24 protein-coding genes, 1 tRNA gene and 3 pseudogenes are annotated in these 24,015 nt (G+C 71.7%); 10 read left to right on the plus strand and 18 right to left on the minus strand.

Annotated elements, in window-relative coordinates:
- The first annotated feature begins 13 nt into the window (after positions 1-13).
- On the plus strand, positions 14-673 hold the full coding sequence (locus IE206_RS05455) for an O-methyltransferase (protein WP_189960868.1): 660 nt from the start codon (positions 14-16) through the stop codon (positions 671-673).
- 330 nt (positions 674-1,003) lie between these two features.
- Positions 1,004-1,216 (plus strand): FmdB family zinc ribbon protein, encoded by a 213-nt coding sequence (locus IE206_RS05460; protein ID WP_189960869.1) that lies wholly within the window; start codon positions 1,004-1,006, stop codon positions 1,214-1,216.
- A 229-nt stretch (positions 1,217-1,445) separates the two neighbouring features.
- Here the strand turns inward: IE206_RS05460 and IE206_RS05465 are convergent, their stop codons facing one another.
- The 3 genes from IE206_RS05465 to IE206_RS05475 form a co-directional block, all read right to left on the minus strand.
- Positions 1,446-1,961: a DUF4383 domain-containing protein gene (locus IE206_RS05465; RefSeq protein ID WP_189960870.1), complete on the minus strand. Its 516-nt coding sequence runs from the start codon at positions 1,959-1,961 to the stop codon at positions 1,446-1,448.
- Positions 1,962-2,241: 280 nt separating this feature from the next.
- A complete protein-coding gene (locus IE206_RS05470) occupies positions 2,242-3,603 on the minus strand; it encodes a coiled-coil domain-containing protein (protein ID WP_189960871.1) in 1,362 nt (453 codons plus the stop codon).
- A 122-nt stretch (positions 3,604-3,725) separates the two neighbouring features.
- Entirely contained in the window at positions 3,726-3,983 is a 258-nt protein-coding gene (locus IE206_RS05475) for a hypothetical protein (protein WP_189961434.1), read from the minus strand.
- A gap of 123 nt (positions 3,984-4,106) precedes the next feature.
- Between IE206_RS05475 and IE206_RS05480 the strand changes: the two genes are divergently transcribed.
- Positions 4,107-4,181: transfer RNA gene (locus IE206_RS05480), tRNA-Val, on the plus strand.
- 59 nt (positions 4,182-4,240) lie between these two features.
- Positions 4,241-5,411, plus strand: a pseudogene (locus tag IE206_RS05485) (ATP-binding protein).
- A gap of 374 nt (positions 5,412-5,785) precedes the next feature.
- Here IE206_RS05485 and IE206_RS42350 read toward each other — a convergent pair.
- Positions 5,786-5,971: pseudogene (locus IE206_RS42350) on the minus strand (DUF6879 family protein); the annotation flags it as partial.
- Positions 5,972-6,415: 444 nt separating this feature from the next.
- Here IE206_RS42350 and IE206_RS05490 point away from each other — a divergent pair.
- Positions 6,416-6,979: a DUF1990 domain-containing protein gene (locus IE206_RS05490; RefSeq protein WP_189960872.1), complete on the plus strand. Its 564-nt coding sequence runs from the start codon at positions 6,416-6,418 to the stop codon at positions 6,977-6,979.
- 215 nt (positions 6,980-7,194) lie between these two features.
- Positions 7,195-8,280, plus strand: coding sequence for a magnesium/cobalt transporter CorA (gene corA / locus IE206_RS05495; RefSeq protein WP_189961380.1), 1,086 nt, complete (start codon positions 7,195-7,197; stop codon positions 8,278-8,280).
- Positions 8,281-8,304: 24 nt separating this feature from the next.
- Here the strand turns inward: corA and IE206_RS05500 are convergent, their stop codons facing one another.
- Both IE206_RS05500 and IE206_RS05505 read right to left on the minus strand, forming a co-directional pair.
- Positions 8,305-8,562 (minus strand): hypothetical protein, encoded by a 258-nt coding sequence (locus IE206_RS05500; protein ID WP_226598795.1) that lies wholly within the window; start codon positions 8,560-8,562, stop codon positions 8,305-8,307.
- A gap of 225 nt (positions 8,563-8,787) precedes the next feature.
- Positions 8,788-9,201 (minus strand): RNA-binding S4 domain-containing protein, encoded by a 414-nt coding sequence (locus IE206_RS05505; RefSeq protein ID WP_226598794.1) that lies wholly within the window; start codon positions 9,199-9,201, stop codon positions 8,788-8,790.
- 109 nt (positions 9,202-9,310) lie between these two features.
- On the opposite strand from IE206_RS05505, the gene IE206_RS05510 reads away from it, so the two are divergent.
- Positions 9,311-9,541, plus strand: coding sequence for a DUF2277 domain-containing protein (locus IE206_RS05510; protein ID WP_189960875.1), 231 nt, complete (start codon positions 9,311-9,313; stop codon positions 9,539-9,541).
- Positions 9,542-9,684: 143 nt separating this feature from the next.
- On the opposite strand, the gene IE206_RS05515 is transcribed toward IE206_RS05510, so the two are convergent.
- The 4 genes and pseudogenes from IE206_RS05515 to IE206_RS05530 form a co-directional block, all read right to left on the minus strand.
- On the minus strand, positions 9,685-10,311 hold the full coding sequence (locus IE206_RS05515; protein ID WP_189960876.1) for a DedA family protein: 627 nt from the start codon (positions 10,309-10,311) through the stop codon (positions 9,685-9,687).
- A 271-nt stretch (positions 10,312-10,582) separates the two neighbouring features.
- Positions 10,583-11,041 (minus strand): DoxX family protein, encoded by a 459-nt coding sequence (locus IE206_RS05520; protein WP_189960877.1) that lies wholly within the window; start codon positions 11,039-11,041, stop codon positions 10,583-10,585.
- An 81-nt stretch (positions 11,042-11,122) separates the two neighbouring features.
- Positions 11,123-12,799: an alkaline phosphatase D family protein gene (locus IE206_RS05525; RefSeq protein ID WP_189960878.1), complete on the minus strand. Its 1,677-nt coding sequence runs from the start codon at positions 12,797-12,799 to the stop codon at positions 11,123-11,125.
- A gap of 102 nt (positions 12,800-12,901) precedes the next feature.
- Positions 12,902-13,386 (minus strand): annotated as a pseudogene (locus IE206_RS05530) (HNH endonuclease family protein); the annotation flags it as partial.
- A gap of 232 nt (positions 13,387-13,618) precedes the next feature.
- On the opposite strand from IE206_RS05530, the gene IE206_RS05535 reads away from it, so the two are divergent.
- Positions 13,619-14,383 carry an ABC transporter permease gene (locus tag IE206_RS05535; RefSeq protein WP_189960879.1) on the plus strand — a complete coding sequence of 255 codons (765 nt, stop codon included), beginning with the start codon at positions 13,619-13,621 and terminating at the stop codon, positions 14,381-14,383.
- A 256-nt stretch (positions 14,384-14,639) separates the two neighbouring features.
- On the plus strand, positions 14,640-15,221 hold the full coding sequence (locus IE206_RS05540; RefSeq protein WP_189960880.1) for a TMEM165/GDT1 family protein: 582 nt from the start codon (positions 14,640-14,642) through the stop codon (positions 15,219-15,221).
- A gap of 105 nt (positions 15,222-15,326) precedes the next feature.
- Here IE206_RS05540 and IE206_RS05545 read toward each other — a convergent pair whose 3' ends face one another.
- The 3 genes from IE206_RS05545 to IE206_RS05555 form a co-directional block, all read right to left on the minus strand.
- The gene (locus IE206_RS05545) at positions 15,327-16,001 is read right to left on the minus strand and encodes an HAD-IA family hydrolase (RefSeq protein WP_189960881.1); all 675 of its coding nucleotides are present in this window, start codon (positions 15,999-16,001) and stop codon (positions 15,327-15,329) included.
- Between the two features lie 143 nt (positions 16,002-16,144).
- Positions 16,145-16,387 (minus strand): hypothetical protein, encoded by a 243-nt coding sequence (locus IE206_RS05550; RefSeq protein ID WP_189960882.1) that lies wholly within the window; start codon positions 16,385-16,387, stop codon positions 16,145-16,147.
- 100 nt (positions 16,388-16,487) lie between these two features.
- Positions 16,488-17,375, minus strand: a complete 888-nt coding sequence (locus IE206_RS05555) for a peptidoglycan-binding domain-containing protein (RefSeq protein WP_189960883.1) — start codon at positions 17,373-17,375, stop codon at positions 16,488-16,490.
- Positions 17,376-17,527: 152 nt separating this feature from the next.
- On the opposite strand from IE206_RS05555, the gene IE206_RS05560 reads away from it, so the two are divergent.
- Positions 17,528-19,570, plus strand: a complete 2,043-nt coding sequence (locus IE206_RS05560) for an MDR family MFS transporter (protein ID WP_189960884.1) — start codon at positions 17,528-17,530, stop codon at positions 19,568-19,570.
- 18 nt (positions 19,571-19,588) lie between these two features.
- On the opposite strand, the gene IE206_RS05565 is transcribed toward IE206_RS05560, so the two are convergent.
- The 5 genes from IE206_RS05565 to IE206_RS05585 form a co-directional block, all read right to left on the minus strand.
- Positions 19,589-20,092, minus strand: coding sequence for a GNAT family N-acetyltransferase (locus tag IE206_RS05565; RefSeq protein ID WP_189960885.1), 504 nt, complete (start codon positions 20,090-20,092; stop codon positions 19,589-19,591).
- Between the two features lie 59 nt (positions 20,093-20,151).
- The gene (locus IE206_RS05570; protein ID WP_189960886.1) at positions 20,152-20,481 is read right to left on the minus strand and encodes an antibiotic biosynthesis monooxygenase family protein; all 330 of its coding nucleotides are present in this window, start codon (positions 20,479-20,481) and stop codon (positions 20,152-20,154) included.
- Between the two features lie 437 nt (positions 20,482-20,918).
- Positions 20,919-21,959 carry a DUF2330 domain-containing protein gene (locus IE206_RS05575; RefSeq protein ID WP_226598846.1) on the minus strand — a complete coding sequence of 347 codons (1,041 nt, stop codon included), beginning with the start codon at positions 21,957-21,959 and terminating at the stop codon, positions 20,919-20,921.
- 271 nt (positions 21,960-22,230) lie between these two features.
- Positions 22,231-22,935, minus strand: coding sequence for a pyridoxamine 5'-phosphate oxidase family protein (locus tag IE206_RS05580; protein WP_189960888.1), 705 nt, complete (start codon positions 22,933-22,935; stop codon positions 22,231-22,233).
- A gap of 62 nt (positions 22,936-22,997) precedes the next feature.
- Positions 22,998-23,969 carry a phosphotransferase family protein gene (locus IE206_RS05585; protein ID WP_189960889.1) on the minus strand — a complete coding sequence of 324 codons (972 nt, stop codon included), beginning with the start codon at positions 23,967-23,969 and terminating at the stop codon, positions 22,998-23,000.
- Between the last annotated feature and the right edge of the window lie 46 nt (positions 23,970-24,015).

Raw genomic sequence — 24,015 nt, forward strand, 5'->3', positions numbered from 1 at the left:
GTACGGTCGCAGCATGACCAAGGGAAACAGCACCAAAATCACTGACGAGTTGTACGCGTACATGCTGGCTCACAACCCGCCCCTGGACGCCGTGCAGCGTGAGCTCGTGGCGACGACGTACGAGCGCCTCCCGGACCACGCGGGCATGCAGTCGGCCGAGGAGCAGGGCCCGCTCCTCGCCTTCCTGGTACGTCTGGTGAACGCCCGCCACATCGTCGAGGTGGGCACCTTCACCGGCTTCTCGGCACTGGCCATGGCGCAGGCGCTTCCGGCCGACGGAAAGCTGATCGCCTGCGACGTCTCCGAGGAGTGGACGGCGTACGGCAAGGAGGCCTGGGCGAAGGCGGGCGTGGCCGACCGCATCGAGCTCCGGATCGCCCCGGCCCTCGACACGCTGCGAGCGATGCCTGTCGACCCCCACATCGACTTCGCGTACCTGGACGCGGACAAGGGCAACTACATCGCGTACTGGGAGGAGTTGGTGCCGCGGCTGCGTCCCGGCGGGGTGATTGCCACGGACAACGTGCTGTACCACGGCAGGGTCCTCGACCCGGAGGCGCCGGGGGCGCCCGCGGCGATCCGGGCGTTCAACGAACATGTCGCCGCGGATGAGCGGATGGACAGCGTGATGCTGACGGTGGCGGACGGCCTGACGCTGTCGCGGCGGAGGTAGTTCCCCTGGGCGGGGGGCCTGTTCGTCTGCGACCGCCGCGAGCCGCCGCGCAGTTCCCCGCGCCCCTATGGGGTCGGCGTGCGCCCGCTCGGCGTTCCGCGGGGTGCGGGCTGTTCGTCTGCGGCCGGTTGTGGAGGCTCGCGCCACGCGGAGCCGCGCATTGTCACAGCCCGCGCCCCTGGGGGCGTTTGCGTACGCCGCTCGCTGAGTGCTGTGGGGGTGCGGGTTGTTCGTCCGCGGGCCGTCGCGGGCCGGGCGCGCAGTTCCCCGCGCCCCTGGCAGGGTGGGGGATACGCGCCGGACTTCGGCAAGCCCGCTTAGTCTGGGGCCATGCCTCGCTATGAATACCGCTGCCGCCCCTGCGACGACACGTTCGAGCTCAGCCGCCCGATGGCCGAGTCCTCCGCGCCGGCAACCTGCCCGGCCGGCCACGCCGACACGGTGAAGCTGCTCTCCACGGTGGCCGTAGGAGGCTCAGCCAAGTCCGGGCCCGCCCCGTCCGCCGGTGGCGGCGGCTGTTGCGGAGGCGGCTGCTGCGGCTAGCGAGCCTGTGACCGCATCCCGCGGAGGACCGAGGGGGCTCGGAGCGCACCCTGCTGGGGGCGCGGGGCTGTGACATTGTGCGGCTTCGCCGCGTGTCGCGCCCGGCCGCAGTCGGCCCGCACCCAAACACCCGCCCCCTGGCCCCCCCGCGCGGAGCGACATGCCTGAGGCCGGAGGTCCGCCCTCCATCCGCGGTCGTCTGCGCCGTGGCGGGTAGCAGGGCGGCAGGTCAAAGATCGTCGGTGTGCTCGTGGCGCGCCTTCCAGTACGGGTTGTCGTGCGGCAGGAAGCCGGTGACCCTCCCGTACATCCCGAACACCATCAGGAGCAGCCCGACCACGAAGCTGAACAGCACGTTCTGCATCTTGAAGGCCAGGAAGTTGTGCGAGGTGTCGAGCAGCGCGAGGTTCACGAACCCGCTGATCAGGAACAGGACGCCGAGCGTGATGTTGAGCGTCGAGGCGAAATTGCCGCCCTTGACCATCCCGTACAGGAGCACCAGGCCGACGACGATGGACAGCACGCTCAGCGCGCCGTTGGTGTTCAGCCCGGCGACCCGGTCACCGCCGGTGTCGAAGAACCCGATCTGATGGACCAGTCCGAGAATGCCGAAGACGAGCAATACGACCCCCATCGCCCCGGCGCCGAAGCGGTAGACGCGGTTGAGGCGGTGGTCGACCGGCAGATGCTCGTTGAGCGAGACCCGGCTGTGATTGAGGCGCTGCGAGATCGTGTGGGTGGCCATGGGGCCCTCCTCATCCCTATCGCGAGGCACGCAGGGCGTACGTACACCAGCATCCGCCCGGTGACGGCCCCTAACAACTCGGGTGGGGGTGAGGAGCGCGTGCCGCTCAAGGGGCGCGGGGAACGGCGGGAGCAACCACCCACGGTCCGCAGTCGAAGGGGCCGAGGCTCGGGCTGGCCGGCACCGAACCTGCCAGGGGCGCGGGGAGCGGTGCGAGCAATCACAACGGGCCCGCACCCGAACAAGGGGCACCCCAATACCTACCCCCCCCGCGGAGCGCTCACGCCCCGTGCCCGAGCTCCTCCCGAATGCGGGACACCACATCCGCCACGGCCCGCCGCACGGCGTCCGTCTCCGTCAGGAAGTGCCAGTAGTCCGGGTGCCTGCCCTCCAGCGTGGCGATCGCCCGCTCCAGGCGGGCCACCGAATCGTCCAGGGGCCTGGCGTGACGGGGGTCGGGGGTGTTGCGCCCCGACATCGCCAGGCGCTGGGCGTCCCGGATCGCGAACCGGGTGCGCTGGATCTCCTGCTGCGGGTCCTTCGCCACGGCGTTGAGCTTCTGCAGCCGGTCGCCGGCGGCCGAGACCGCCTCGTCCGTGGAGTTGAGCAGCGCCCGCACCGTACTGAGCCGGGACGTCGCATCCGCCCAGCGCTGCTCCTCGCGCGCCTTGGCCGCCTCCTTGAGCTTCTCCTCCGCCTGCCGTACGGAGACGGCGGCCTGCTCGGGCACCTGCTGGAGGTCCTGCCAGCAGGCGGCGGAGAAGCGGCGGCGCAGTTCGCTGAGCACCGGGTCGACCCCGCCGGCCCGGGTGGTGAGCGCCTGGGCGCGGGTGCGCAGGGATACGAGCCTGCGGTCGATCTCGGCGGCCTTCGCGGGCAGCTGCTCGGCCTCGGCCCGTACGGCCTCGGCGTCGCGCAGCACCCGGTCGGCGCGCTGGAGCGTCTCGGGCACGCCGTGCCGTCCGGCACCCTCGTTGAGCTTGGTCAGCTCGGGGCCGAGCGAGGCGAGCCGCGCCGCGAGCTCGTCGGCGCGCAGGCCCGAGGCCCGTACGGCATCGAGCGCGGTACTGGCGCCGAGCAGCGCGTGCCGGGCGCGTTCGACGGCGGGGGCGAGCCGGGCGAGCTGGGTCTCGGCGGTGTCGAGGAGCGGCCGTAGGCTCTGCTCGAAGCGGTCGAGCTCGCCCTTCACACGGACGAGCTCGTCCTTGGCGGCGGTCAGTTCGGCCCGCGCCCGCGAGGCGACGGAGGCATCGAGGTCGTCCCGGTCCAGGTCGTGGGCGTCGACGGCGTTGATGTACTGGTTGGAGACCTCGTCGATACGGCGCCCGAGGGCAGCGAAGTCGTCGACGGCGCGGCGGGCGCCGAGCGAACTGTCCACGGCCGTGATCGTCTCGATGGAGATCCGCAGATCGCGCTGGGCGGTGTCGAGCTCGTAGAACGCGGCAGCCGCCGCGTCCTTGGCCGCCTGGGCGTCGGCGCGCAGGCTCTCGCCGCGCCCGCCGAACCAGCGGCGCGTACCGCCTCCGGCGAAGGCGCCGGGCAGCACCGCGGCGCCGAGCACCACGGGGAACGCGATGAGCACCAGCACGTCCCGGACGGTGGCACCCGCTCTGCTGTACGGCCGCGCGTGTGTCGCCGTCACATCCCTCTCCCGTGCTGTGTCGCCCTGCTGGTCCATTCTCCCACCAGGTAAGGACGAACACACCGGCCGGTTAGTTCATGGTTCCCCCTCCGATCTCGGGGCCGGTTCTCAGCCGGCGCGCCTCAGCTGCCGTGGATGAAGGGTTCAGCTGTCGTGGACGCCGACCCGAGGACGGTGGAGTGCCCGGCATCGATGGTCAGCACCTTCCCGCCGAAGGCGAAACTCTTGTGCTCGACGGGAGCGTCCGAGGCGTCCGAACTCCCGCACCCCGCGAGGGCGAAGCAGAGGACCCCGGCCCCGGCGGCAGCGAACAGCGCGGAGCGACAGCGAAATGCCGTGGTGATCTTCCCCCGGCTACGTGGCGGTGCCCGTGCCCCCACGGTACGAGCGGTGACGGCGTGGGGTCTCTGGAGCCCGCTACCGAAACGGGGGCGATGCCAACCCCACCCGGATCGGGTTTGCGGCGGCACCCCATGGGCCATGTACGCTGTTCCCTCATCCACGGGTGTGTAGCTCAGGGGTAGAGCGCTGCTCTTACAAAGCAGATGTCGGCGGTTCGAAACCGTCCACGCCCACCATGCCTGACCAGGCAATACGTGAAAAGAAGGACCCTCGGGAGCATTCCCGGGGGTCCTTTCTGTCCTGCTTATACCTCTCTGGCCTGGAACGAGCCGGACTCCCTCACGTCTTCTTCACCGCCCTCGGAGGCTCTCGGACGGAGGACCTGGCCGGCTTCGCCGCCGAGGTGGCCGCCTCCAGCCTCCCCGACGCCGACCGCTTCACGGACTTCGCCGCCCCGCAGTCCTGGGACGCAGCCCTGAGCCTGCTCGCCTCCGTCCTGCCCACCGATGCGCCCAGCGTCGTAGTCCTCGACGAAATGCCCTACCTCGTACGCGAGGACCCCAGCTTCGAAGGCGCGCTGCAAAAGGCCTTCGACCGGACCCTGTCCAAGCTCCCCGTGCTGCTCGTCCTCATCGGCTCAGACATCGCCATGATGGAAAAGCTCAACACCTATGGACGGCCCTTCTACCAGAGGGGCACCGAAATGGTCGTCCCTCCGCTCACCCCGCGTGATGTCGCCACGAAGGCCCACTTCAGCCCTGCTCGTCAGTGGCGAGCGCACCCTCGCCGCCGAATTCCCCACGGAAGCGCAAGCTCGCACCGTGCTCGGCGCCATCGGCCACGGCGAACGCACCTTCACGCTGATCGGCAGGGCTGCCGGTGATCTCAACCCCGGTTCCGTCAAACGCTCCCTGGAACTGCTGACCACTCGTCGCATGGTCGCCGCCGACCTCCCCCTGTCCACCAGACCCAGCCGCGAGACCCGCTACCGCGTCGACGACCCCTACCTGCGCTTTTGGCTCTCCTTCGTCGGCCCCGGAATCCCCGCCGTCGAACGAGGTCGCGGCGACCGCGTCCTCGACGCCATCCGCGAGAGCTGGACATCCTGGCGCGGCCGGGCCGTCGAACCCGTCATCCGCGAAGCCCTCTGGCGCCTGGCCGACGACCACCTGCCGGAAGGCACCAATGTCGTCGGCGGCTACTGGACTCGTACCAATGACCCGGAAATCGACCTCATCGGCGCCGACCGCTCACCCATCGCCAAGAAGATCACCTTCGCCGGATCGATCAAGTGGCTGGAGAACAAGCCGTTCGACCACCGCGACCTCTCTCGCCTCATCACCCATCGTTCCCGACTCCCCGGCGCTGACGAGGGCACCCCTCTGCTTGCCGTTGCCCGGAGCGGCAGCACTGCCGGGGGCATTCTCACCCTCACCCCAGAAGAGCTGATCGAAGCGTGGGCCTGACAGAACAGCCACAGGGCTGAGGAGAGCACGGTGCGGGGGACAGGCGCGGGACGGACGGAAGGCCGACGACAGGCAAGGAAGGCAAGGAAGCACGATGACGGATCGGGAGCACGGCCTTGAGCCGCCCCTGACCCGACCTGCGGCTCTGGTCTGCGCAAACAAGTGAATTGTCGTGCAGCGCCCAGGCGCTGCAGGGGTCCGCAGAGGTCGCCGGGGCGGAGCATGGGCGCTGCCCAGTAGCTCGTCACGAATCGGCTCGGCGCCGTGTTCTCGACGCGGGGTACGCCGACGAAGTGGCCGGGGCCGAGGTGGGTCGCGTACCGGCCGAGGCTGCCGCTTGAAGGCGACGCCGGTACCAGGGCGTAGAAGCGCTGGCGGGTGAGGAGCTTCCGGCGGACGACGACAAACGTCTCGGACTCCTTCACGTCGCGCAGCCGCGCCAGATGCTCCGGGTCGGTCACTCGTTCCCCTTGCACCAGGACGTTGTCGGTCCCTTCGATCTCGTACAGCGTGGGGCAGTCGCCGTCGTCGCTCGTGGTGCCCATGAACCGGAGCGTCATGTTGCCGCCCTCCATTTGCGCCGGCTGGGACGCCAGGATGCGACGGCCCCGCCCCGATCGGCGATTGCGGCAGGTTGCGCAGGGACGCGCTCGGGGGCCGGTTGCGCGCAATCTGAGTACGGCGGGGTCGTGCATGGCGCCCTGCCCCCGAGCAGCGACAAAATTAGGGGAACGCCCGCGTTCAACCGGAAGCCCCGTCGGGGTGCGGACGGGGCTTCTCGGCCGGGGCCGCAGCGCGCTCGGGGATGCGCTCGGCGCCGGAGTTCCGGCGGGTCAGGAGCGGGGAGGACGCCGCCGGATGGCTGAGGTTACGCCTGTGGTTGGCTGAAACGTAACCCCTGTGCAGGATGAGGTCCCGGCGGATTCACGGGGCGCCGGGGGCCTGTTGGTTCGGGTGCGGTGCCGTGTGTTTCTGGTGCGTGGTGAGGGAGTGGGGGCCGGGGCATGGTGGTGGAGCGGCGGCTGCGGACCGCCTATGTCCGTGCACTTGCGGCGGAGCCCGGTTACGCGGAAGTCGGGGCCACCGACGGCCCCGTGCTGCCCGGCGGATATCGCAGCTTCCGGCGGCGGATCCGGGTGGGGTACGGGCAGGACACCTTCGAGCGGGCCGGGGCGCACGTGCTGGCCTGGGGTGCGCAGCGCGGGGCCGGGTTCGGGGTGTACCCCGAAGGGCCCGCCGTGCCCGGCGCGACCGCGCTCGTCGTTCTGCGGCTGCCCGGGTTGCCGTTCCCGCGCCTCGTCATCCCGTGCCGGGTCGTGTGGAGCGTACGGGCCGCCGAACGCATCGGGTTCGCCTACGGCACCCTGCCCGGGCACCCCGAGTGCGGAGAGGAGTCGTTCGTCGTGGGGCGCGAGGCCGACGGGCTTGTCTGGTTCGAGGTCGCCGCATTCTCGCGGCCCGCTCGCTGGTACGCCCGGCTCGGCGGGCCCCTCACGCGGCTGCTCCAGGATCTGGCCACCCGGCGCTATCTCGTGTCGGTGGCCGCCGCCGTCCGCCGGGGAACGTAAGCGGGGTGCGCCTCGTCCTCCAGGGAGGACGTCTCTCAAGGAGGACGTCGTCCGAGGAGGGCGTCTGCCCGGTGGGGCGCCTGCCGATTCCCTGGGGGACGCCTGCCGAGGGAGGCGCCTCCCAGGCAAGGGGGTGCCTCCCGCAGAGCGCGTACAGGAGACGGTGGCACACTGGCCGCTCGTTCGGTGATGGGGAAGGGAAGCTGGTCGTGGCGATGATGCGGAATCTGCGGAGGGCGGTGCGCCGCGCGTACCGGCGGACCGTCGACCTCAGCCATCCGGCGCGCTCGCCCCTGGGGAGCGCCGTCGTCAACTGCGCGGTGTACGCCGGCGGAGTGCGGCAGAAGGACGACTGCCCCGTCGACGAGGCGCTGCGGCGGGTGCGCAAACTGGGCGACGGGGCCTTCGTGTGGGTCGGGCTGCACGAGCCGACCCAGGAGGAGTTCGCCGGGCTCGCCGAGCTGTTCGGGCTGCACCCGCTGGCCGTCGAGGACGCGGTGACCGCCCACCAGCGCCCCAAGGTCGTGCCGTACGACGACATCCTGTTCTCGGTCTTCAAGACGTGCCGGTACGTCGAGCACGAGGAGCTCACCGCCAGCAGCGAGGTGGTGGACACCGGCGAGCTGATGGTGTTCACCGGAGCCGACTTCGTCATCACCGTGCGGCACGGCATGCACGGCTCGCTCGGCCCGCTGCGGGAGGAGCTGGAGCAGGAGCACGAGCAGCTCGCCAAGGGGCCCTCCGCGGTGCTGCACGCCATCGCCGACCACGTCGTCGACGAGTACCTCGCCGTCGTCGACGCCATGCAGAGCGACATGGACGCGGTCGAGACGGCCGTGTTCGCCGAGAACGCCGGACGTGGCGACGCGAGCCGGATCTACCAGCTCAAGCGCGAACTCCTCGAACTGAAGCGGGCGGTGGCCCCACTGGACCGGCCGCTGCAGAAGCTCGCCGGTGAGGCGATGCCCTCGGTCGCCGCCGAGGTCAGGCCGTACTTCCGCGACGTCGCCGACCACCTGCTCCGTACCACCGAACAGATCTGCGCCTTCGACGGGCTGCTCGACTCCATCCTCCAGGCCCACCTCGCCCAGGTCACGGTGGCCCAGAACGAGGACATGCGGAAGATCACCGCGTGGGCGGCCATCGTCGCCGTGCCGACCATGGTGTGCGGCATCTACGGCATGAACTTCGACAACATGCCCGAACTGCACTGGCGTTACGGCTACTTCCTGGCGCTCGGGCTCATGGCGGCGGCCTGTTTCGTCATCTATCGCGGGTTTCGGCGCAACGGCTGGCTTTAGCCGGTCAGCCGTTGCGCCGCTCGGTCAGTCGCGGTGGCGGGAGAACAGGCCCTGGCGTTCGCGCCGGTAGCGGCGCTCCCAGCGGTCCATCCGGTCCCGGCGGGCACGGTAGGCGCGGTAGTCGGAGTCCATGCGGCCTGCCCCGCCTCCGCCCGAGCCGGAGGCCGGACCGCCGCCGGGGCGGCGCCAGACGGTGAGCAGTACGGCCACGACGGCCACCCAGAAGATGATGCTGCCGAGGCTGAGGCCGAATCCGTACAGGATCAGAGCGAGAAGGATCATCCAGAGGATCATGGTGGGTCCTTGAGGGACGGATCGGGAGCTTCCCCTGGCCCCCGGTTCAAGCCACCAAGCTACTCCGCAACAGGGGGAGTTGGCCCCTGAGTTAACCGGCGGAGAACCCCGGCCGCCCTTCACGGAGAATGCCGACCGTCATCGGCGGACAACCCTGGCCGTCATTCGCGGACAACCCCGGCCGTCATCCGTCGACACCCCCGGCCGCCGCCCTCAGCCCGCCGCGCGGCGGCTCTCCGAGAGGCCGCGCAGGCGCTCCATCTCGCGCCGGTCGCGCTTGGTCGGGCGGCCGAGACCCCGGTCCCGTACGCCGGCCGCGAGCACGTCCGCGCGGGCGGGCGGCGGCGGGCTGTTGTCGATGTACGCCTCGACCGCGACCGGGGCGCCGACCCGCTTGCGCAGCAGCGTGACGACCTTCACGATCCGCTCCCGGCCGTCCAGGCGCAGCCGCACCTCGTCGCCCACCTTGACGTGGTGGGCGGCCTTCACGCGCTCGCCGTTGACCTGGACGTGGCCGGCCCGGCAGGCCGTGCCCGCCTGGGAGCGCGTCTTGGTGAGCCGGACCGACCAGATCCAGCTGTCGACGCGTACGGGGCCGGTGCTGGTGCCGTTCGCTGCTTCCGCCATGCCTTCGACTCTAGACGGACCGCCTGGCGGAACCTCGCGCATTTCGGACTCGGACCAGCAGGACGGGTGGGCCGGGGCCGTTGTCAGTGGTGTCGGTCACACTGGGGGCATGTGCAGGAGTATCAAGACGCTGAGGCCGCCGGCCATGCCGGAGGAGGCCACCGACGACGACATCAGGGCCGCCGCCCTGCAGTACGTACGCAAGGTGTCCGGCTTCCGGGTGCCCGCCGCGCACAACCGGGAGGTGTTCGAGCGTGCGGTGGACGAGATAGCCGAGGCCACGCGCGAGCTGCTCGCCGGTCTTGAGGTGCGGGGAGCCGCCGCGAGGAAGCCCGCGTAGTCCGGGCGGTGTGCGTGCCGGGGCGCCGGGGAGGAGCCGCCGGGCTCGGGGCGTGTGCTCTCGCCGAGATGCGGGTCGGGGCCCGCGCCCGCGTATGCCCTGGTCAGGACGCCAGGACGCCAGGATCGGGGCGTGCGCGCTGGTCAGGACGCCGAGGCCGGCGCCGGTTCCGGGCGCTTCATGACGTACGCCGCGAGGCCGCCCGCCGCGAACAGGGCGAGCACCGACACCGCCGTGCCCAGCCAGGTCGCGCCCAGCCACTGCCCGCCGAAGTAGCCCAGCCCCACGCTGTACGTCGCCCAGGCCACGCCCGCCAGCGCCGACCAGGGCAGGAACTCCCGGATCCTGCGGTGCGCCGCGCCCGCGCCCAGCGAGACGACGGAGCGCCCGGCGGGGGCGAAGCGCGCGATGACGACGAGGCCGCCGCCGCCCCGGCTCAGCGCGATGCCGAGTCGTTCCTGCGCCCGGGTCAGGCGGCGGGAGCGGGCGATCGCGCGCTCCAGGCGGGCCCCGCCGCGCCGCGCGAGGCGGTACGCGATGAGGTCGCCGAGCACGGACGCGGTCGCCGCGCACGCGGCAAGGGCGAACAGATCGGCGTGCCCGGTCTGGGCGGCGGCCCCGGCCTCGGCGGACCCGGCCGCCGTGGTCGCCGCCGTGATCACGAGCACCCCGCTGGGCAGCACGGGAAGGAACACGTCGAGCAGAACGGAGAGCGTGACCACGGCGTAGATCCAGGGGCTGGACGTCAGCGCCCCCACACTCTCCAGCACGTTCGCTCCTCTGCGGCTTCGTCGGTTCCCCGGGACCCGGAATACCGCGGTGTCGCGGGGAAGCGGCAGGGGCGGCGGTACAGCCGTACAGCGTACGCCGGGGTCCTTGTGCGTTTCTCCCAGGGGTGGGTGGTGTTGCGGCACAGGGAGGATCGAGCGGGTCGCGACGGCAGGGAGCGACCGTCGTGGAGCCGACGGGTGACGGCATGCCGCTGCCCGGAGTTCGGCGGCTGAACTCCGGGCAGCGGGGCGGGCGTTGGCCGCGCGAGCCTCAGGCGGTGACGGTCTCGCGCTGGCTGTCGGAGGCCGGCCGGGCGGTGCGGCGGGCGCCGAGGAGCTGGTCGAGCGCGAGCGCGCCGGGACCGGTGAAGACGAGCAGCAGGAACGCCCAGCAGTACATCGCGGAGGCCTCGCCGCCGTTCTGCAGCGGGAGCAGCGCGTTGGACTGGTGGACGCTGAAGTACGCGTACGCCATCGAGCCGGACGAGACAAGGGCCGCCGGGCGGGTGAAGAGCCCGGTCAGGACCAGGATGCCGCCGACGAGCTGGATCACCGCGGCGTACCAGCCGGGCCAGGTGCCCGCGGGGATCGAGCCGCCGCCCATCGCGCCGCCGAAGACGCCGAACAGGGAGGCCGCGCCGTGGCAGGCGAAGAGGAGGCCGATGACGATGCGGAACAGGGCGAGCGCGTAGGGGCGCGCGCGCTCGGTATCGAGCGTAGGGGAAGCCATGGGGGCTCCTTCGGTTGGGGACGTGACCGATGGGGTCCACAGGTTAGGCAGCCCTCAGTAGTGCTTGCAAGTTCAACATTCTTAATGTCTTGTTTCCAGCGGGTGAATCGAGCCAGGTGTGACGTCGGGGGCCAGCGGCCGGTCCAAGATGGTTTTCAGTTGGACTGGACCAATTCGCAGGCCTCTCGCACGGCGCGCTCGGTCGAGCCGAAGGCGTGCGGAGCGGCCGTGCAGCGTAAGGGTCATGAGCTGATTGCCGAACCACGGTCCAGCGATCCTGCGCCAGTCGAGCGGCGGCCGAACCACCCGCCCGTGCCGGGCCAGGGCGCGCCCGAGCCGGCGTCCGAAACGGCTCCATCCGAAGCGGAATCCGGCCCGCACGGGGGCCGGAACGGAGTTGTGGACCGGCGAGCACGTCAACTGGGCTACACGCGCGGTGAGTTGGGGCGCGGAATTTGGCCAGAAGGGCTCCGCCACGTATGCGTGGTGCACATCACCGGACAGGATGGCGACGGTGGCGGGCGCGCCGGGTCCCGACCCCGCGCGGACGATCAGCTCGGTGAGGAGCGCGAACGAGGCGGGGAACGCGGCCCAGTGCTCCAGGTCGGCCCGGCGCCGCAGTTTCTCGCCGAACCGCGCCCAGCGCGGGCCGCGCGAACCCGCACAGAGCGCCGCGTCCCAGCCCTCCGCGTCATGAATGAGCGGCGGAAGCAGCCACGGCAGCGAGCTCCCGATCAGGAGGTGGTCGCAGGCGCCCGGCGCCGGCAACTGCTCCCGGAGCCACCGGGCCTCGCCCTCGTCGAGCATCGCCCGCCGCTCCTCGTCCAGGACGCGGGCCGCCCGGGTGTCCACCATCAGCAGCCGGGTGCGGCCGAAGTCGCGCCGGTAGCTCCAGCGCACGGCCGCCGGGTCCGCGTCGGCCGCCGCGGCGAAGGAGCGCAGCGCCTCCGTGCCGTCCGGCGTGCCCCGCACCACCGCGTACAGTGGGTCGGTCGCGAGCTCGGCGGGGGAGAGGTTGCCCAGGTGCTGGTGGACCCAGTACGACATCAGGCCGCTGATCAGCCGCTCCTGCCACCAGGGTGTGGCGCGCATCTCGGCGAGCCAGGCGGCGCTGGTGTTCCAGTCGTCGATCACGTCGTGGTCGTCGAAGATGTGGCAGCTCGGCACGGTCGACAGGAGCCAGCGCACCTCGGGGTCGAGCCAGGACTCGTAGTACAGCCGGGTGTACTCCTCGTAGTCCGCGACCTGGGCACCCGGCGCGTCCCGCAGATCCCGGCGCGCGCCCAGCCAGCGGCGGGTTTCCGCCGAGACGCTGTCCGCGTACACCTGGTCGCCGAGGAGCAGCAGCACGTCGGGCCGCTCGGCCTCCGGATCGGCCGCCAGGCCCGCGGCCAGGGCGTCCAGCGCGTCCGTGCCGCCGGGCTCGGGCGCGCGCCGGCACGACCCGAAGGTGACGCGGAGCGCGGACCCGTCCGCCGGGACCGTGATGGTGCTCGGCGGGAAGCGGGAGTTCGGCTGCGGCCAGACCGGCCGCCCGTCGAGGAGCACCTCGTACGCGGTGGCCGTGCCCGGCGTCAGCCCGGCCAGCGGGACCAGGGCGTAGTGGTGCCCGGCGATCTGGAACGTACGCGAGGAGCCCGTGGTGCCGTCCGCGCACCGCACCCGGACCGTGCAGGGCCGGTCGGCCTCGGCCCAGACCGTGGCGGCCCCTCGCTGATCCACGTACCGCAGCAGCGGTCCCAGGCGAAGCCCGGCCATGTGGTGCCCCCTCCGTCGCCGGTCGTTCGTACGGTACGGAACGACGCAGGGGTGCGACAGGTTTCAACGGCCTCCGGATTCAAGTCCGTTGAGGTCGGCGTGTCAGCAGTTGTCGAGGATGCCCTGGAGCGCGGACTTCTCGGCGGAGTCGACCGTGAGCCTGTAGTAGTGCTCCACGTCGACCCACATCCGGGCGTACGTGCAGCGGTAGGAGGTCTGCGACGGCAGCCACTTGGCCGGGTCCTTGTCGCCCTTGGCCTGGTTGACGTGGTCGGTGACCGCGATCAGCTGGGGGCGGGTCAGGCCGTTGGCGAAGCCCTGGCGCTGGGGGTGGTCCAGTTGTTCGCGCCCGAGCGCCAGGCCTCGGCGAGCGGCACGATGTGGTCGATGTCCACGTCGGAGGGGGCGGTCCAGGTGGCGCCGTCGTACGGGGAGTGCCAACTGCCGCCGGTGGCCGCGCAGCTGGAGTCGGTCGTGACGTTCACGCCGTCCCGCTCGAGGACGACCTCGCGGGTGTCGCAGGTGCCGGACTGGGTGATCCAGTGCGGGAGCTTGGCGCGGCTGCAGCCGGTCAGCGAGCCCTCCGCCGGCGTGACGGCGCCAGGTTTCCTTCGGCTGGGCGCCAGGTAACAGCGTGGCGACATGGACACGTCGGATCAAGAGTGCGTACGTCACTGGCAGGGAAGGAAACTGACGGGCCGTACGCGCGGCCCCGGCAGGAAAGGGAGCCGGCGGGCCCTTCGCGCGACAGCGTCCTGCCGCGCGCGCCGCCCCGCGACGGTGACCCTCCCGGCGAGACCTCCGTCGTACGGTGGGCGCGTGCTGCTGCCGGTGAATGTCACGCTCGGGGCCGTTCTCGTCGCCCTGCTCCTCGCGGCCGCGGGCGTCGCCGCGGCCGCGCACCTGGGGCGGCACCGCGACATCCTGGTCGCCGGGGTCCGGGCGGCCGTTCAGCTCGCCGTGGTCGCCGTCGCGATCCGCTGGGTGGTCGGCTCGGTGCCGCTGCTGCTCGGATTCCTGGCCCTGATGTACGCCGTCGCGGTGCGCACCGCCGGGCGCCGCATGACCGCCAACACCACCTGGTGGTGGGCGGGCGCGCCCATCGCGGCCGGCGTCGTGCCGGTGGTCGCGGCGCTGCTGCTCACCGGGCTCGTCCCCGTCAAGGGCATCGCGCTGATCCCCGTCACCGGCATCCTCATCGGCGGCGCGCTCACCGCGACCGTGCTCGGCGGGCGCCGCGCCCTCGACGAGCTGACCGCGCGGCGCGGCGAGGTGGAGGCGGGCATGGCGCTCGGCCTGCTCGACCGGGACGCCCGACTGGAGATCGCCCGGCCCGCCGCCTCCGACGCGCTGCTGCCCGGCCTCGACCAGACCAGGACGGTGGGCCTGGTCACCCTCCCCGGGGCGTTCGTCGGCATGCTGCTCGGCGGCGCGTCCCCCGTGCAGGCGGGCGCGGTCCAGCTCTTCGTGCTGGTCGCGCTCATGGCCGTACAGGCGGTCGCGGTGTCGGTCGTGCTGGAACTCGTGGCGCGGGGCAAGGTGCACCGGGAGGCACGGGTGGACGTACGGGACCAAAGTCCCTGATGGCGTGCGTACGGCATGCCGTACCCTTGAGGGCGCAGAAGGGGAGTAGCTCTTCGCCGGAACGTCGACATACTGCCGAATCCCTCAGGGGTTCTCGGCCGGCGCCCGGAGGCGAGTGCCCGCGAGGGACCCGCCAGCGAGACCTTCGGCCGCAGTGACCATGACCATTCATGGCGCTGCCGTGCCGAAGCGACCCCGGATTCTGTCCGAACTGCTCTCGGTGCGGCCGTGCCCGACCGATTGAGGAACTCCTTCCGTGCTCAGCTTCACGATCATGGCGATCACCTTCGGTGTGATCTTCCTCGCCGAACTCCCCGACAAGACCGCGCTCGCGGGCCTCGTGCTCGGCACCCGTTACAAGGCCTCGTACGTCTTCGTCGGCGTCGCGGCCGCCTTCGCCGTCCACGTCGTCCTCGCCATCGCGGCGGGCAGCGTGCTGACCCTGCTGCCGCACCGGCTGCTCCAGGCGATCGTCGGGGTGCTCTTCCTCGCGGGCGCGGCGATGCTGCTCTTCAAGAAGGGCGAGGACGACGAGGAAGTGAAGGCGCCCGCCGACCAGTCGTTCTGGAAGGTGTCGGGGGCGGGCTTCATGCTCATCCTGGTCGCCGAATTCGGCGATCTCACCCAGATCATGACGGCCAACCTGGCCGCCCGCTACGACAACCCGCTCTCCGTCGGCCTCGGCGCGGTGCTCGGCCTGTGGGCGGTCGCCGGGCTCGGCATCGTGGGCGGAAAGGCCCTGATGAAGCGCGTGCCGCTGCGCCTGATCACCAAGGTGGCGGCCTGCCTGATGCTGGCGCTCGCGGGCTTCAGCCTGTTCGAGGCGATCGCGGGCTGAGGCACCTCTCCCCGACCTACGGATGTCCTAGGCATACGGATGTGAAAACGGCCCCCGTGGTAGGACGGGGGCCGTTTGTTCTCGGGGCTGCGCCGGGCGGCCGGGTCAGCCGTTGATCTCCAGGCGCAGCGTGCCGTCCGCCCGCGCGGTGACCGTGAGGTGCGTGAGGTCGGGGACGTACGCGGTGGGCTCGTGGGCGTTCGCGCGCGGGCCCACGCCCACGACACGCATCCCGGCCGCCTTGCCCGCCGCGATGCCGGCCTCGGAGTCCTCGAAGACGATGCAGTCGGCCGGGGCGAAGCCCAGCGCGGCCGCGCCCTTGAGGAAGCCCTCCGGGTCCGGCTTGCTCGCGCCCACGCACTCGGCGGTGACCCGCACCTCGGGCATCGGCAGGTCCGCGGCCGTCATACGGGCCCGGGCGAGCGCGGCGTCGGCCGAGGTCACCAGGGCGTGCGGCCGGCCGGCGAGGGCGGCCATGAAGGCGGGGGCCCCGGCGACCGGCACGACGCCGTCGGTGTCCGCGGTCTCCTCGGCGAGCATCACCTTGTTGTCGGCGTGGTTCAGCTCCATCGGCCGGTCCGGGAGCAGCACCGCCATCGTGGCGTAGCCCTGGCGGCCGTGGACGACCTTGAGCGCTTCCTCGGGGTCGAGGCCGTTGCGCTCGGCCCAGCGGCGCCAGCAGCGCTCGACGACGGCGTCGGAGTTCACGATCGTGCCGTCCATGTCCAGGAGGAAGGCGCGAGCGGTCAGGACGGTGGTGGTCGTGGTGCTGGCCGGCATCGGCGGACTCCAGGGCACGGGAGCGGGGGCGCAGAAACACAAAGGTGATCCCCGCCCGCCGGTCAGGGAGTACAGGCAGGGATCACTTTGTTCCACCACGATACAAAACGCGGAGGGGGTTGTGCCACCCGGCCCCCCTTTTGTCACTCGGAGCTACCGTTCGGAGCTACTCGCCCGGGACCGGCGCGGCCACCGTCGCGGGCCGGAGGGCCGGGCCTCGGACGGCGCGGTTCGCGCACCCCGGCGGGCGGCGGGCCGCCCGGGCCGGAGCCGCCCGGCGTGCGGCGCCGCAGGAGCAGTCGCAGCAGCACGATCAGCGGCAGCAGGGGCAGGACGAGCAGGAGCCAGGGGCTCCGCATGGGTTTCGCCGGACTCGTGGGCGTCATCCCTCCACGGTCCGCCTCCCGTGCCCGGATGTCACGGGGCCCGCGGAACAATGCCGCATTCCGGCCGCCCGGTCCTTCGGCGGGAGGTGGCGCGCCGCTCCTACGGCCGGTCCGTCATCGACTCCAGGGCGCGGCGGGTCGCCGGGCCGTACACCCCGGCCGGGTCGCCGTCGATGCCCGTGTACGACTGGAAGTCGCGTACCGCGCGCTCCGTACGGGACCCGAAGCCGCCGTCCGGGGTGCCGCTGTAGAGCCCCAACTGGCCGAGTCTCTCCTGGAGTTCGAGCACCGCCGGCCCGCTGTCGCCCCGCCGCAGCGTCGTGCTCGGCGGCGGCGCGAGCGGCTTGTCGTCGGGGGAGTTCGAGGGCGGCCCGGACGCGGGAGCCGAGGGCCTGGGCGCGGGCTTCGACGGGGGCGGCGAGGCCGGCTTGGACGCGGACGGCGTCGGCGAGGGCCGTGCCGAGGGGGAGTGGCTCGGGGCCGCCTTCTTCGTACGGGAAGGAACGGCCGAGGTGGCCTCGGCGGAGGCGCTGTCGGTGCCGCTGTACGGGACGCCGGTGTCCGCGACGTCCGGCAGCGCGCGCTTCGGCGTGGCGTCCCCGGCGAACAGGGTGCTCGCGAACGCCGCCGTACCGATGACGACCGCGGCGGCGGCGCCGATGGCCAGGGCGGCGAGGCGGCGCCGGCTGCGGGGCGCCTCCGCGGGGCTTTGAGGCTCGGGTTCCGCGGCCGGAGGTTCCTCCGCGGGGACCGCCCCGAGTTGCATGGTCCGCTCGGACAGGGCCTCAGGGGCGGCGGGTGGCTCTTCCCCGGCGTTCGGCAGCATCACGTACGGCCGGATCCGCAGCGGGTCGAAGTCCTCCGCCGCGGCGGCCTCGGCGACGCGTTCCGCGTGCAGGGTCTCAACGGCGCGCTCGGCGCAGGCACAGCCGGGTCTGCCGTCCACCCCGCGGTCCGCGCCGCATTCAGGACAGCCGTGTCCGGTCATCGTCGGGTCCCCTCCCCATGGACTGCGAGCGATTATGCCCGGCGGCCCGCGCGCACCCGGGGTGCGCAGGAGGAGCCCGGCAGGCCATTTCCGTACATTCCGATCAAGATGGTGGGAGCGAGTCGGAGCACACACACGGATGGGACGTGGTCATGGCTCAGGGAATCGCTCCCGCCACCGTCGCCCCCGGTACGGGGCAGGAACGGCGGACCGTACTGGTCGCCATCGGCGCGCTGCTGCTCGGCATGCTGATCGCCGCACTCGACCAGACCATCGTCTCGACCGCGCTGCCGACCATCGTCAGCGACCTCGGCGGGATGGAGCACCTGTCGTGGGTGGTCACGGCCTACATGCTGGCCGCCACCGCCGCCACCCCGCTGTGGGGCAAGCTCGGCGACCAGTACGGCCGCAAGAAGCTGTTCCAGCTGGCGATCGTCATCTTCCTCGTCGGTTCCGGGCTGTGCGGCATCGCGCAGAACATGGGCGAGCTGATCGGCTTCCGGGCGCTCCAGGGTCTGGGCGGCGGCGGACTGATGGTCCTGTCCATGGCGATCGTCGGCGACATCGTCGCGCCGCGCGAACGCGGCAAGTACCAGGGCCTGTTCGGCGCGGTCTTCGGCGCGACCAGCGTGCTCGGCCCGCTGCTCGGCGGGTTCTTCACCGAACAGCTCAGCTGGCGCTGGGTGTTCTACATCAACCTGCCCATCGGAGTGATCGCGCTCCTCGTCATCGCCGCCGTGCTGCACATCCCGGCGCGCGGGACCCGGCACACCATCGACTACCTGGGCACCTTCCTGATCGCCTCCGTCGCCACCTGCCTGGTCCTGGTCGCGTCCCTCGGCGGTACGACGTGGGCCTGGGGATCGGCGCAGATCATCGGGCTCGCGGTGCTCGGCGTGGTGCTGCTCGTGGCCTTCGTAGCCGTGGAGCGCAGGGCGGTGGAACCGGTGCTTCCGCTGAAGCTGTTCCGGATCCGCACGTTCACCCTCGTCGCGGTCATCAGCTTCATCGTGGGCTTCGCGATGTTCGGCGCGATGACGTACCTGCCGACGTTCCTCCAGGTCGTGCGGGGCATCTCGCCGACGATGTCCGGCGTGCACATGCTGCCGATGGTCTTCGGCATGCTGCTGACGTCGACGGGATCCGGTCAGGTCGTGTCGCGTACGGGACGCTGGAAGGTGTTCCCCATCGCGGGCACGGGGGTCACGACGATCGGCCTGCTGCTCCTGCACCGGCTCACCGAGACGAGCCCCACCTGGGAGATGAGCATCTACTTCTTCGTCTTCGGCGCGGGCCTCGGTCTGGTCATGCAGGTCCTGGTGCTTGTCGTGCAGAACGCCGTCGACTACGCGGACCTGGGCGTCGCGACCTCCGGCGCCACCTTCTTCCGCTCCATCGGGGCCTCGTTCGGTGTCGCCATCTTCGGCACGATCTTCACCAACCGGCTCACCGGCAAGCTCTCCGACGCGCTGGCCGGACAGCAGCTGCCGTCCGGCGTCGGACCCGGCACCGTCGCCGCCGACCCGCGCGCGATCGGCGGGCTCCCGCCCGCCGCACGGCCGCCGGTACTGCACGCGTACGCCTCCTCCATCACCGACGTCTTCCTGTACGCGGCGCCGGTCGTGCTCCTCGCCTTCGTGACGGCGTGGTTCCTGAAGGAGGACAAGCTGCGGGGTGCGGTCACCGCGCCCGACACCAGCGAGACCCTCGCCTCGAACCCCGTCCACAGGTCGTCGTACGACGAGTGCGCGCGGGCCCTCTCGGTCCTGGGCACGCGCGAAGGCCGCCGCAAGATCTACGAGACGATCACGACGAAGGCGGACCTCGATCTCCTCCCGGCGGCGAGCTGGCTGCTCCTGCGCATCAGGAAGTACGGGTCCGCAGACCCCGCGGTGCTCGCCGAGCGCGTCACCGTACCGCTGCACGTCATCACCGAGGCGGCCCGCCAGATCGAGGAACGCGGGCTCGCCACGCGCGAGGGCATGCCGATGGTCCTCACGGACCGGGGCCGCGAGGTGGCGGTGCGCCTGGCAGCGGCACGGGAGGAGTCCTTCGCCGAGCTGCTCGGCAACTGGTGGGGCCCGGACCGCCCCAGGGACCTGGAGAAGCTGGTGGCGGAACTGACGGCGGAACTGTCGGGCTCGGACGGGGAACAGCCGACGGGCCCGGGGGCGCCGAGGGACCACGCGGCGTAGGGCCCTGTGACGCCTGGCTCACAGCTCCTTGGCGAACCAGCGCTCCCTGTACGGGCCCTGGCTGTACGGTTCGACCTCGCGATAGCCGTGCTTGGCGTAGAGCCCGCGGGCCTCGACGAGGTCGTGCCGGGTGTCGAGGGCGAGCCGCCGGGCGCCGAGACGCCGGGCCGCGTCCTCAAGGGCCGAGAGCAGCGCGCCGCCGCCGCCGGTGCCGCGCGCGAAGGGGCGGACGTAGACGCGGGTGAGCTCGGCCGTGGCCGGGGCGGTCCCGTCGATGACGGGAGCCTCGGCGCACAGCAGCACACCCCCGCAGGCAGCGGGACGTCCGCCGTACCGCCCGACCACGAAGCCTCCGGTGGGCGAACGCAGTTGATCGGCACCGTCGTCGGTGAGCCCCTGCGCGATCTCCTCGACAGTGGCGGGCCGGCCGTACCACCGGCTCGCCACCTCGTCGTAGTAGTCACGCCGCAGAAGGCTCGCATCGGGGGTGTCGGGCTGCTCGGCAGCCATGATCCAACTCATGGCCACTACCTATCCCGGGGGTGGCGGTTGTGGCCACCGAATTAAGCGGGCCGCCGGGCTCAGGCCTTCGGCGCGGCCTGCTGGACGACCTCGAAGGACCACAGTTCCGAGCCGGAGGCGGCGGGCTTGGGGCGCTCTCCGCCCTCGCCCTGGGGGCCGCCGTGCGCGCCGCGCATGGAGGTGGCCATCCAGTTCTGGAAGTCCTCCTCGCTGCGCCAGCGGGTGTAGACGAGGTACTGGTCGGTGCCCTCGGCCGGCCGAAGGAGCTCGAACCACTCGAAGCCGTCCGAATTCTCCACCGACCCGGCCCGAGCGGCGAACCGCTTCTCAAGGACCTCCCGCTGCTCTTCCGGCACGGTCAGTACGTTGATCTTTACGACGCTGGCCACGCGACACCTCTCGTCAGAAGGCCGCCGGGGGTGGGGGCCTTCGCCTCGTCCTTGTGTGATCAGTGTGCTACACAGCTTCCTTCTGGGGGCCGCAGGGTGACACGGGAGGTCGCGTTGCCAGGCGTTGAGGGGCTGACCGGGCACGCAACGGCCGTACGAGAGCCGGCGGCGATGGCTGCCGCATCTCGGCGGGGGAGACCTCGTGTGCTCGCCCGCCGGTCTGTGGCTCGCCCTCGGCGCGGTCGCGGCCGGCGCACGCACCGAGACCGCGGACGAACTCCGCATGCACCTCGCCCTGCCCCGGCTCACCCTGCGTACACGCCTGGACATCGGCCGCCAACTGCCGACAACTGGACGTGGAGTTCGCGCCCGACTAGGAACTGGCCCACTTCCCCGGGATCGTCGTCCTCGATGCCACCGGTGAGGTCCCCACCTCTTCAACGCCTGGCAGTCCTCCGCGCCCGCATCATGAGACCGGCCCCGGCCCCCAGCACCACCAGCATGCCCCCCACCGTCAACAGCCAGGCCGGAATGCCGCCCACCGTCATCAACTCGTTCGTGTACCACACCCGTTGGAAGGGCGTGTCGTCGGTCGACGTCTTCAGTTCGTGGTCGCCGGTGATCTCGGACGGGTACTGGAAGAACTGGGTCATGGCAGTCAGGTAGACCGGGTTGTCCCGGCCCGCCAGGTCGGCCAGGGGGCCCGTCGGGTGGGCGATGCTGCCCGCGAACAGGGTCTGGGGGGTGGAGCCGCCGATCGGTGACGTTGCTTCCATGCGGTGGTTCGCCAGGACGTACAGGTCCAGCGCCTGCGGGGTCTTCGCCAGGCGGGACAGGCGCATCGGGTAGACCAGGTGGTCGCTGGTGAAGGTCAGGCTCAGGGGGTCCAGGGGGCCGCCGAGGGTCTGGCCCGGCTGGTCGGGGGCGAGGCGGATCGCCACGTACTCCCACTTCTGGTCGACGTACGGGCGCAGCTCGGTGGCCAGGGCGGGCGGGAGCTGGAAGCCGTTGCGGGTCAGCCAGTCGCGCAGGGCCGTCGGGTCGGTGGCGGTGAGGCGGGCCACGTCGAACGGGCCGAGCCGCTCCCTGCCGACCACCTCGACGGGCGGCTTCGCCGCCGGGTTCGGGGCGCCGTCGCCCACCCTGAGGCTCTTGGCGAACGGCCAGTCGCCGTCCCGGGGCCAGAAGTACGAGCGGGTGCGGTTCACCGGCTCGGAGAGCTCCTGGAGCTGGTCGAAGAGGTGCCGGTCGCCGAGCTTCACCGTCGCCCGGCTCGGCACCGGCATGATCCACGCCGCCTTCGGCGCGTTCCCGTCGACCGTGAGCCGCATGACGATCTGCTCGGTGTGCCCGTCGAAGCGCACCGCCGAGGTCTCCTGCTTCACGCTCAACTGCCGCCCGCTCTGCGGCACCATCGCCCCGCAGCCACAGGCGTACGCGGGCGCCACCAGCGAGCCCAACTGCACCGCCACCAGCAACAGTGCCACCAACAGCGCCCGCCGCCGGAGTCTTTGACCGTTCCGCATGTCCGCGTACCCCCGTGCTGATCGATCGACGGGAGCTACGACGGCGTTGCGGTGCCTTCGGTTCCGGTACGTTGCCCGTTCTGGGACCGTTCTGGGACCGTTCCGGACAAATCTGTGTGACGGATGGGCGAAGACGCGGTCGGGCGGGGCTTCATTCCGGCTGCGTCGCCGTCGCCGCGGCCGGCTTCCGGCTCCTGTACGTCCTCGCCGGTCCGCGCCGCATTCAGCTCCCCTGGCCGCCGCCGCCCAGAGCCGCGACATGGTCGGGCACGGCGATGCCGGCGGGCAGCGCGGGGTCGGCCTCGGGTGCCCCGAAGCAGCTCCGCAGCGGCACCACCCCGGCCCACAGGCCGAGTTCCCCGTCGGGGCCGTCCGCATCGTCGGGCGGGCCCGCGGCCACCTTCACGGACGCCTCCTCCAGCGAGAGGGCGAGCAGTGAAGTGGCCGCCAGTTCACGGGAGTTGGGGCGCCGCGCGTAGTCCCACTGGCCGGGCGCGCAGTGCTCGGTGACGACCCTGAGCCCGTGCAGGAGCTCGTCCCCACCAGTGATCAGCCGAGGCACGGCGTACACCATCGCGCTGCGGTAGTTGACCCCGTGCTCGAAGACCGACCGGGCGAGCACGAGCCCGTCGATGTGCGTGACGCTCACGCAGACCGTCGCGTCCGGCGCCGATGCGATGCTGCGGCTGGCGACCGAGCCGTGCACGAACAGCGTCCGGCTCTCGAAGTCCACGCCGTACACGGTCGGCACCACCATGGGCGTGCCGTCGACGACCACCCCGAGATGGCACACGAACCCGGCCCTCAGGATCGCGTCGAGATCCGCGACCCGGGTGCTGCCCTGGTCGCGCAGCCGCCGGTGCCGGGTCCGTTCGGTGACCTTCAGATGTGTCGGCTGAATGTGCCGATCCAGTCGCTCTGTGTCCATTTTCCTGCCGATTCAGTTGCGAAGGTATGCCTGGCCAACTGTTTCAGCAGAAAGGGCGCTCATCAAGAGGCATCGGTCTCCCGTGTGCAGAGGTCGAGTACGGCCTGGACGTAGTCCTCCAGACGCTCCTTGACGAGGTCCTCGGTGAGGTCGGTGCGGCCGAGTGCGCGCCAGGGATCGGCGACGTCCTCCGCGTCCGGCGCGAAGGCGAGGGCGTCGAGGAGGCGCCAGTACAGCCGGTCGTACGGATCGGGCGCGAGCTGCCCGCCCGCCGCGGCGTACTCCTCTGCGAAGGCCAGCCCGGCCGGGGCGCCGTGGAGCAGCGCGAGGTTGGTCGAGCAGTGCGCCACATCGAGGTCGGCCGGGCCCCAGGACGTCTCGACCCAGTCGACCACGCCGCTGACGCGCAGATCCTCACCGGCGCCGGTGAACAGGACGTTGCCGGGATGGAAGTCGCGGTGCAGGAACACCGGCCGGTACGTGGGCGGCCGGCGCCGGATGACGTCGATGGCGCGCCGCCAGACGTCCGGCCGGCGGGTGTCCTCGGGTGCCTCGACTTCGTCGGCGGTGGTCCAGGCCTCGTAGTCGCGGGGCCGCTCGGACGCGCCGACCTCGACGCGGTGGATGTCGAGGAGCTGGCGGGCGAGCAGCGGTGCGCGCTCGTCGGCGCCCGGGATGTCGAGGCGTACCTCGCCCGGGAGCAGTGACATGAGCAGCGAGGGGTGGTCGCAGTGGTCTCCGGCCGGGTCGACGGCGATGAGCTCGGCGGCCGGTACGCCGGTGCGGGCGAGCAGGGTCAGGATGTCGGCCTCGCGCGTGAGCAGCCCGCGGGCGTGCCGGACGTAGAACTCCATGACGAAGGAGCGCAGCACGACCGAGCGCGGCCGCTCCCCGCCTACGTACAGCCGCCGCATCTCGGACGTGATGCCGCCGTGCAGCGCGACCGCCTGCTCGACCTGCGCGCCCACGCTCTTCTCGACCCACAGCCGGGTCGCGCCCCAGCCCTGACCTGTGTTGTCCACCCCATTGACCATGGCACGAGCGTAGCCAGAAGCCCGGGAGGAGACAGGGGCGGGGCGT

The sequence above is a fragment of the Streptomyces violascens genome (assembly GCF_014649955.1).
Classification (GTDB): domain Bacteria; phylum Actinomycetota; class Actinomycetes; order Streptomycetales; family Streptomycetaceae; genus Streptomyces; species Streptomyces violascens.

What these genes read in the sequence shown, in the direction of transcription:
- IE206_RS05500 (WP_226598795.1), bottom strand. Translation starts at nt 8,562, where the DNA reads ATGATCCTTCTCGCTCTGATCCTGTACGGATTCGGCCTCAGCCTCGGC.
- IE206_RS05550 (WP_189960882.1), bottom strand. Translation starts at nt 16,387, where the DNA reads ATGACGCCCACGAGTCCGGCGAAACCCATGCGGAGCCCCTGGCTCCTG.
- IE206_RS05580 (WP_189960888.1), bottom strand. Translation starts at nt 22,935, where the DNA reads ATGGACACAGAGCGACTGGATCGGCACATTCAGCCGACACATCTGAAG.
- IE206_RS05510 (WP_189960875.1), top strand. Translation starts at nt 9,311, where the DNA reads ATGTGCAGGAGTATCAAGACGCTGAGGCCGCCGGCCATGCCGGAGGAG.
- IE206_RS05455 (WP_189960868.1), top strand. Translation starts at nt 14, where the DNA reads ATGACCAAGGGAAACAGCACCAAAATCACTGACGAGTTGTACGCGTAC.
- IE206_RS05560 (WP_189960884.1), top strand. Translation starts at nt 17,528, where the DNA reads ATGGCTCAGGGAATCGCTCCCGCCACCGTCGCCCCCGGTACGGGGCAG.
- IE206_RS05490 (WP_189960872.1), top strand. Translation starts at nt 6,416, where the DNA reads ATGGTGGTGGAGCGGCGGCTGCGGACCGCCTATGTCCGTGCACTTGCG.
- IE206_RS05585 (WP_189960889.1), bottom strand. Translation starts at nt 23,969, where the DNA reads ATGGTCAATGGGGTGGACAACACAGGTCAGGGCTGGGGCGCGACCCGG.
- IE206_RS05545 (WP_189960881.1), bottom strand. Translation starts at nt 16,001, where the DNA reads ATGCCGGCCAGCACCACGACCACCACCGTCCTGACCGCTCGCGCCTTC.
- IE206_RS05505 (WP_226598794.1), bottom strand. Translation starts at nt 9,201, where the DNA reads ATGGCGGAAGCAGCGAACGGCACCAGCACCGGCCCCGTACGCGTCGAC.
- IE206_RS05525 (WP_189960878.1), bottom strand. Translation starts at nt 12,799, where the DNA reads ATGGCCGGGCTTCGCCTGGGACCGCTGCTGCGGTACGTGGATCAGCGA.
- IE206_RS05520 (WP_189960877.1), bottom strand. Translation starts at nt 11,041, where the DNA reads ATGGCTTCCCCTACGCTCGATACCGAGCGCGCGCGCCCCTACGCGCTC.
- corA (WP_189961380.1), top strand. Translation starts at nt 7,195, where the DNA reads ATGATGCGGAATCTGCGGAGGGCGGTGCGCCGCGCGTACCGGCGGACC.
- IE206_RS05465 (WP_189960870.1), bottom strand. Translation starts at nt 1,961, where the DNA reads ATGGCCACCCACACGATCTCGCAGCGCCTCAATCACAGCCGGGTCTCG.
- IE206_RS05555 (WP_189960883.1), bottom strand. Translation starts at nt 17,375, where the DNA reads ATGACCGGACACGGCTGTCCTGAATGCGGCGCGGACCGCGGGGTGGAC.
- IE206_RS05460 (WP_189960869.1), top strand. Translation starts at nt 1,004, where the DNA reads ATGCCTCGCTATGAATACCGCTGCCGCCCCTGCGACGACACGTTCGAG.
- IE206_RS05565 (WP_189960885.1), bottom strand. Translation starts at nt 20,092, where the DNA reads ATGAGTTGGATCATGGCTGCCGAGCAGCCCGACACCCCCGATGCGAGC.